This is a genomic window from Comamonas sp. C24C, assembly GCF_053345995.1.
The window spans coordinates 437,216-443,807 of sequence record NZ_JBKFBC010000003.1; the positions used below are offsets into that span (position 1 = coordinate 437,216).

The 6,592-nt window shown below is 61.3% G+C and carries 6 protein-coding genes and 2 tRNA genes; 2 read left to right on the forward strand and 6 right to left on the reverse strand.

Annotation, left to right across the window (positions count from 1 at the left end; translation table 11 throughout):
* The 4 genes from ACLBXN_RS08860 to trxA all read right to left on the reverse strand — a co-directional run.
* A partial coding sequence (locus tag ACLBXN_RS08860; RefSeq protein ID WP_447611846.1) for an HlyD family secretion protein occupies positions 1-488 on the reverse strand: 488 nt, incomplete at its 3' end.
* Positions 489-499: 11 nt separating this feature from the next.
* Positions 500-1,924 carry an efflux transporter outer membrane subunit gene (locus tag ACLBXN_RS08865; RefSeq protein ID WP_447611847.1) on the reverse strand — a complete coding sequence of 475 codons (1,425 nt, stop codon included), beginning with the start codon at positions 1,922-1,924 and terminating at the stop codon, positions 500-502.
* A 227-nt stretch (positions 1,925-2,151) separates the two neighbouring features.
* Positions 2,152-3,414 carry a transcription termination factor Rho gene (rho, locus tag ACLBXN_RS08870; protein WP_003053478.1) on the reverse strand — a complete coding sequence of 421 codons (1,263 nt, stop codon included), beginning with the start codon at positions 3,412-3,414 and terminating at the stop codon, positions 2,152-2,154.
* Between the two features lie 276 nt (positions 3,415-3,690).
* The gene (gene trxA / locus ACLBXN_RS08875) at positions 3,691-4,020 is read right to left on the reverse strand and encodes a thioredoxin TrxA (protein WP_003053480.1); all 330 of its coding nucleotides are present in this window, start codon (positions 4,018-4,020) and stop codon (positions 3,691-3,693) included.
* A gap of 214 nt (positions 4,021-4,234) precedes the next feature.
* Here trxA and ACLBXN_RS08880 point away from each other — a divergent pair, with 214 nt between their 5' ends.
* Both ACLBXN_RS08880 and ACLBXN_RS08885 read left to right on the forward strand, forming a co-directional pair.
* Positions 4,235-5,527 (forward strand): NAD(P)/FAD-dependent oxidoreductase, encoded by a 1,293-nt coding sequence (locus ACLBXN_RS08880; RefSeq protein ID WP_447611848.1) that lies wholly within the window; start codon positions 4,235-4,237, stop codon positions 5,525-5,527.
* Between the two features lie 478 nt (positions 5,528-6,005).
* Positions 6,006-6,323, forward strand: coding sequence for a hypothetical protein (locus ACLBXN_RS08885; protein ID WP_211458735.1), 318 nt, complete (start codon positions 6,006-6,008; stop codon positions 6,321-6,323).
* Between the two features lie 44 nt (positions 6,324-6,367).
* Here the strand turns inward: ACLBXN_RS08885 and ACLBXN_RS08890 are convergent.
* Both ACLBXN_RS08890 and ACLBXN_RS08895 read right to left on the reverse strand, forming a co-directional pair.
* Positions 6,368-6,443: transfer RNA gene (locus ACLBXN_RS08890), tRNA-Asn, on the reverse strand.
* Between the two features lie 47 nt (positions 6,444-6,490).
* A tRNA-Asn gene (locus tag ACLBXN_RS08895) sits at positions 6,491-6,566 on the reverse strand.
* Positions 6,567-6,592: the final 26 nt, after the last annotated feature.

Below are 6,592 nucleotides of genomic sequence, written 5' to 3' on the forward strand. Positions count from 1 at the left end.
GCGCCACGCACGCGCGCCCGGTCGTCGTCCAGTTCCTGCTCCGAGGACGCACCTTCGCGCGCCAGTGTCTCGGAGCGATTGACGCGGCGCAGCGCTGCATCCAGCTCGGCCTCGCGTTGCGCAACCGTGGCGATGGTGGCCGCATACTGGCTTTCACGCAGCGCGATTTCGGCACGTGCCGAGGTCACTGCATGAGAGGCGCGCTCGCGGCCGGCGATGGCTTCGCGCTGCTGAGCCTGCAGGCTCTCGATCTGCATGCGGGCCAGGGGCTGGCCGGCTTTGACGAACTCGCCTTCCTGCACCAGGACTTCGGCAATGCGGCCGGCATATTTGGTGGCGACGTCAATCTCGGTGGCCTCGATGCGGCCGTTGCCGCTGACCAGGCCTTCGGAAGCCTGGGCGCTGCGCCATTGCTGCCAGCCATAGGCACCCAGGGCGGCTGCGGCAACGATAAGCGCGGCGATGGTCAGTTTCTTGTTCATGGGCATGGATTTGCGGATCAGGGTTGGAGGGCGGCAGGGGCGGGGGCGCTGTTCTGGCTTGGGGTGTAGCCTCCGCCCAGGGCCGCATAGAGCGCGACCTGGGTGGACAGCAGGGCTTCGCGGCCCTGGACCAGTTGCTGCTCTGCGCTCAGCAGGTCGCGTTCGGCATCCAGCACATCGAGATAGGGCGAGGCTCCCTGGTCATAGCGCAGCCGCGCCAGCCGGGCACGCTCCTTGAGGGCTGCGCGCTGCTCGGTCAGCACCAACTGCTGCTGCTCCAGCGTGCTGCGGCTGGACAGTGCGTCCAGTACCTCGCGCATCGCCGTCTCTATGGTTTTCTCGTACTGGACCACCGCGATGTTCTGTCGCACGGCCTGCAGATCCAGGTTGGCCTGGCGCTGGCCGCCGTCAAAGATCGGCAGCGAGATCGAAGGGACGAACTGCCAGGCACGACTGCCGCCTTTGAACAGGCCGTCGAGTTCGGCGCTGGCCGTGCCCCAACTGCCGGTCAGCGCGATACGGGGCAGGAACGCGGCGCGCGCGGCGGCCACATTGGCCTTGGCGGCCTGCAGGCCGTACTCGGCAGCAATGATGTCGGGACGCTGCGTGAGCAGAGCCGAGGGCAGGCCTTCGGCCACGGGTTTGAGGTTGACCGGTGTGGACAGCTGCTGCGGCAGGCGCTCTGCATCCAGACCCGTGAGCTGCTGCAGCGCATTGGCCTGCAGCGCGCGCTGCTGCGCAAGTTGAGTGCCTATGAGCTTGGCCTGGTGGACCAGCGTCTGTACCTGCGTGAGCGCATAGCGCGAGGTGGAACCCACCTCGGTGCGCCGCTTGAAGATGCGCAGCGATTCCTCGCGGCTGGCAATCGTGCGCTCGGTCAGGGCCAGGCGCTCATCGAGGCTGCGCAGGGCCAGATAGTTCAGCGCCACCTGTTTGATGAGACTGGATTGGACGGCATGCTGCGTGGCATCCAGCGCCAGATAGTTGCCCAGGGCTGCATCGCTGAGGCTTTTGACACGGCCCCAGAGGTCGAGCTCCCAGCTGTTGAGGCCCACAAAGACCTCCTGATCGCCGGCAACCACGGAGCGGCCGCTGGCATTGAGGTCGGCGGGCACGCGTGCTCTGGCATGGCTGCTGCCAAGCCCGATGGTCGGCAGCCTGGCTGCGCTCTGGATGCCGTAGGCCGCCTGGGCCTCCTGCACGCGCAGCAGCGCCAGGCGCTGGTCCTGATTGTGGGCAAGAGCCGCTTCTATCAGCTGCTGCAATACCGGGTCTGCATAGAAGTCCTGCCAGGCAGGCGGCGCTGCGGTGCTGTTCTGCTGCGTCCAGGCCTGGGGCCACTGGCCCGGAAGCCTGGCCTGCGCCTGTGGCTGCAGCATCGGCACGCTGGTGCTGCAGGCAGCCAGAGCGGCCAGCAAGGCGGCCGATGCCAGCAGGCGCATCGATGTGGGGATAGGGGGTGATTGGCGATTCGCTGATGGGGGCATGAATGCAGAACCTGCGACTTGAAAGCTTTTGGCTTTCGCTTGGCGCAAGATTTGTATAGATGTGAACCCCAGTATTGGGGGGCGGCTCGCAAACCAGTTTGAGCTATGTCAAGTAAGACAGTCAAGCTCCAGAAACAACAAAGCCCCGCGAAGCGAGGCTTTGTTTTGCATGGCGCAGCAGCTTAGCCGCCGCGGCGCATCATGTCGAAGAACTCCACATTGTTCTTGGTGGCCTTCATGTTCTTGATCATGAGCTCCATGGACTCGATCTCGTCCATGTTGTACATGAACTGGCGCAGGATACGAGTCTTTTGCAGAATCTCGGGAGCCAGCAGCAGCTCTTCGCGGCGTGTACCGCTCTTGGTGAGTTCGATGGCTGGGAACACGCGCTTTTCATACAGGCGACGGTTCAGGTGCAGTTCGCTGTTGCCGGTGCCCTTGAATTCTTCAAAGATCACTTCGTCCATGCGGCTGCCGGTGTCGACCAGTGCCGTGGCGATGATGGTCAGCGAGCCGCCTTCTTCCACGTTGCGGGCCGCGCCGAAGAAGCGCTTGGGGCGCTGCAGTGCGTTGGAGTCCACACCGCCCGACAGCACCTTGCCCGACGAAGGCACGACGTTGTTGTAGGCGCGGGCCAGGCGGGTGATGGAGTCCAGCAGAATGACCACATCCTTGCCCAGTTCCACCAGGCGCTTGGCGCGCTCGATCACCATTTCGGCCACGTGCACGTGACGGGTAGCTGGCTCGTCAAAGGTGGAGGCAATGATTTCGCCCTTCACCGAGCGCTGCATTTCCGTCACTTCTTCAGGGCGCTCGTCCACCAGCAGCACCATCAGATGCACATCGGGATGGTTGGCGGTGATGGCGTGCGCAATGCTTTGCATCATCATGGTCTTGCCGCTCTTGGGCGGTGCCACGATCAACGCGCGCTGGCCGCGGCCGATGGGGGCGATGATGTCGATGATGCGGCCGGTGATGTTTTCTTCGCCCTTGATGTCGCGTTCAAGGCGCATCTGCTCCTTGGGGAACAGAGGGGTCAGATTCTCAAACAGCACCTTGTGCTTGTTTTGCTCGGGTGGGCCGCCGTTGACCTTGTCGAGCTTGGTCAGGGCAAAGTAGCGCTCGCCATCCTTGGGGATGCGCACTTCGCCTTCGATCATGTCGCCGGTGTGCAGGTTGAAGCGGCGCACCTGGCTGGGCGAGATATAGATGTCGTCGGTGCTGGCGGTGTAGCTGGTATCGGGGCTACGCAGGAAGCCGAAGCCATCGGGCAGGATTTCCAGCACGCCGTCGGCGAAAACCTGTTCACCGGCTTTCGCGCGCTTTTTGATGATGGCGAACATCAGTTCCTGCTTGCGCATGCGACCGACGTTTTCGATCTCAAGCGCTTCGGCCTGCTTCAAGACTTCAGACACGTGCAGTGCCTTGAGTTCATTAAGGTGCATGAAATGACTCCAAGCGTGGAGTGAGAATAACCAGGGGGGAGAGGCGTAGAGCCTAACGAAACACTGTAGTAGTGGGCAGGCTTGCCTGAAGAAAATCCAGCGCGGTCCCATGCGGTGGCCGGCGGTTCGTACATTATGACAGGAAAACTGGCGCAGCTTGCAAGCTATTTATCGAGGACTTGTCATCTGCGACCTGCGCAAGGTCTGTGGCAGATGTGAAAGAGGGAGCCCCGAAAGCAAACAGAGCTCCATCTGGAGCCCTGTTTGTCAAACACATCAGATGTGCTGGTCGAGGAAGGCGGACAGCTGAGTCTTGTTCAGCGCGCCAACCTTGGTGGCGGCCAGCTGACCGTCCTTGAACAGCATCAGCGTGGGGATGCCGCGAATGCCGAACTTGGCGGGGATTTCACGGTTTTCATCCACATTCATCTTGGCGATCTGCACCTTGCCTTTGTAGCCTTCGGCCACATCGTCCAAGATGGGGGCGATCATCTTGCAAGGGCCGCACCACTCAGCCCAGTAATCCACCAGCACGGTCGTGCCGGGTTGCAGTACGTCAGATTCAAAGCTGGCATCCGTGATGTGCTTGATCAATTCGCTGGCCATTTGTAGTCCTGGATTTTCTTGAATCAAAAAAGGTAGGCGGTCTATTCGCCTAGTGAGTTGATTGTGACAGAAACTCATCTCCCGCCATGGTGTGTGGGTGGTTGTTTGCTGCTATCGCGCTAATAGTGCCCGCAGTATTGCAGAAATGCCGTCGATGGTATTCTGCGCACCCTTTGGCGGCCTCTGGCCGCGAGCTGATTGAGGTAGTAGAACTATGAGTGTCCCGGAACCGTTGATGACCGATGTTGAATCGGCCTGTGATGTGGCTGTGGTCGGCGCCGGGCCTGCAGGCCTGATGGTGGCCGAGCAACTGGCAAAGGCTGGCCTGTCGGTCAGGGTCTTCGAGGCGAAGGCCTCGGCGGCCCGAAAGTTCCTCATGGCCGGCAAGGGCGGCCTCAATCTCACGCATTCCGAAGAGTTCTCCAGTTTTGTGACCCGTTATGGCTCCCGCTCTGGTGATCTGGCCCCTTGGCTTGAAAAATGGGGTGCGAACGAGCTTCGGGCCTGGGTCAGGGAGCTGGGCTTTGATACCTTTGTGGGTACATCCGGGCGCGTGTTTCCGGCGGATATGAAGGCTGCGCCGCTGCTGCGGGCCTGGCTTGTGCGCATGAAGTCTCAGGGTGTGCATTTCCATATGCGGCACCGCTGGACAGGCTGGTCGGAGGATGGTCAGCCGGTTTTCCAGACAGAGGGAGCCAGGGTCAAGATCGGCTGCAGGGCTCTGGTGCTGGCGACCGGCGGAGGCAGCTGGGCGCGTCTGGGCTCGGATGGCGCCTGGGTTGCGCTGTTGCAGGACAAAGGGGTGGACATTGCTCCCTTGCAGGCCGCCAATTGCGGCTTTGATGTGGGTTGGTCGCAGGGGCGTGAAGCAGGCTGGAGCGAGGTGTTTGCCCAGCGTTTTGCGGGCCAGCCGTTCAAGTCGGTGGTTTTGAGGTTTGTGGATGATCAAGGTGTCCGCTTTGAGCGCCAGGGGGAGTTTGTTGCGACGCAAAGTGGAGTGGAAGGCAGTCTTGTCTATGCAGTCTCATCCCTGCTGCGAGACAGCATAACCCGCCAGGGCGCAGCTTGCTTCGAGCTGGATCTGCTGCCGCAGTGGAGTGCGGAGCGTGTGCAGCAGGACGTGATGCGGCCGCGCGGCTCGCGCAGTCTCAGCAGTCATCTCAAGGGACGTCTGGGGCTGGATGGCATCAAGACGGGCTTGTTGTATGAGGTGCTCGGCAAGGACGGTATGGCGGACATGAAGCGTCTGGCATCCACGATCAAGGCCGTGCCCCTGACCGCCATCGCGCCACGCCCCATTGATGAGGCCATCAGCACGGCCGGCGGGGTCCGTCTGGAGGCTCTGGACGCGCGCGGCATGTGTGCGGCACTTCCCGGCGTCTTCTGTGCCGGGGAGATGTTGGACTGGGAAGCTCCTACGGGCGGCTATCTGCTTACGGCCTGTCTGTCATCAGGCGTTCATGTGGCTCAAGGTATCCTGGACTTTTTGCAGGCCGGCGAGGCCTGATAGATGGCCTGGGCGGCAGGCGCGCTGCATTGATTTCTAAGGGGTTTCGCGGCGTGGCGGCGGCCCCTGGGTCGTAAGGCTTGCGAGTGGAGGGTGTCTCAAACTGCAAAGGCCTGCTCCAAGTGCCGGACAAGCCCTTGGGATGGGTATAGGCGGAAACGCCATTGCGCTTTAGTGTTTCACAGTAGATGCAAGACGTCAGCTTGAAGGCTGGGGACTCACCCTAAGACACTGTAAAAGTCGTCGGCAATGAGTCTCTTTGATTCCTGGGTAGTGTCTTTGTGATGCAGAAAGGCCTTCGACGCGCGGCGGCGAGCTGGCTTGGGGCGGCTTGCCGTGGGGAGCGGGTCTCCATCCTACGAGGCGAACTCTTGCTGTGGGACAGATGCCATGTGCCAGAGACAGTACGCTGACAGCAGCGCCTCATCGCATGATGGGTATGACGGATTTGCGTTGTTACCGGAAAAGGAGGTTGGACATGTTTTTCGGCAAGATCTTCGGGTTTGGACGTTCCGAACCACGCTATATCCGCCGCACGCGTGCCTATCTGCAGGAAGCTCGCATGGCCATTCTTGAGCACTCCATCGCGGCGGAGTACTACCAGTCCTCTGCGCAGATGTATGCCGAACGCGCTGCGCGACTGGAAGAGGAGTTGCGGGCCTGGGAGGAGGGCGAGCAGCACCATATTCCGGCCGTGCCGCACCACTATCCCTATGTTCCTCACACGGCACACAAGGCCGTCGCCGTAGATGCGCCCCCCGTGGGTGCGTCCGTGGGCGTGGTTAGGGCAGCCTGAGCGGATAAAAGAAAAGCCTGTATGCGTGCATACAGGCTTTTTGATGGCTCCTCAACCTGGGCTCGAACCAGGGACCTACGGATTAACAGTCCGGCGCTCTACCGACTGAGCTATTGAGGAATATGTCGGTGTGACTGCCTTGAACGATTGCAAGGCAATTGAATTTTTGGCTCCTCGACCTGGGCTCGAACCAGGGACCTACGGATTAACAGTCCGGCGCTCTACCGACTGAGCTATTGAGGAATGTGTCGGTGTGACATGCCTTGAAC

Coding starts and splice junctions, on each gene's coding strand:
- ACLBXN_RS08865 (WP_447611847.1), bottom strand. CDS start 1,924: ATGCGCCTGCTGGCATCGGCCGCCTTGCTGGCCGCTCTGGCTGCCTGC.
- rho (WP_003053478.1), bottom strand. CDS start 3,414: ATGCACCTTAATGAACTCAAGGCACTGCACGTGTCTGAAGTCTTGAAG.
- trxA (WP_003053480.1), bottom strand. CDS start 4,020: ATGGCCAGCGAATTGATCAAGCACATCACGGATGCCAGCTTTGAATCT.
- ACLBXN_RS08880 (WP_447611848.1), top strand. CDS start 4,235: ATGAGTGTCCCGGAACCGTTGATGACCGATGTTGAATCGGCCTGTGAT.
- ACLBXN_RS08885 (WP_211458735.1), top strand. CDS start 6,006: ATGTTTTTCGGCAAGATCTTCGGGTTTGGACGTTCCGAACCACGCTAT.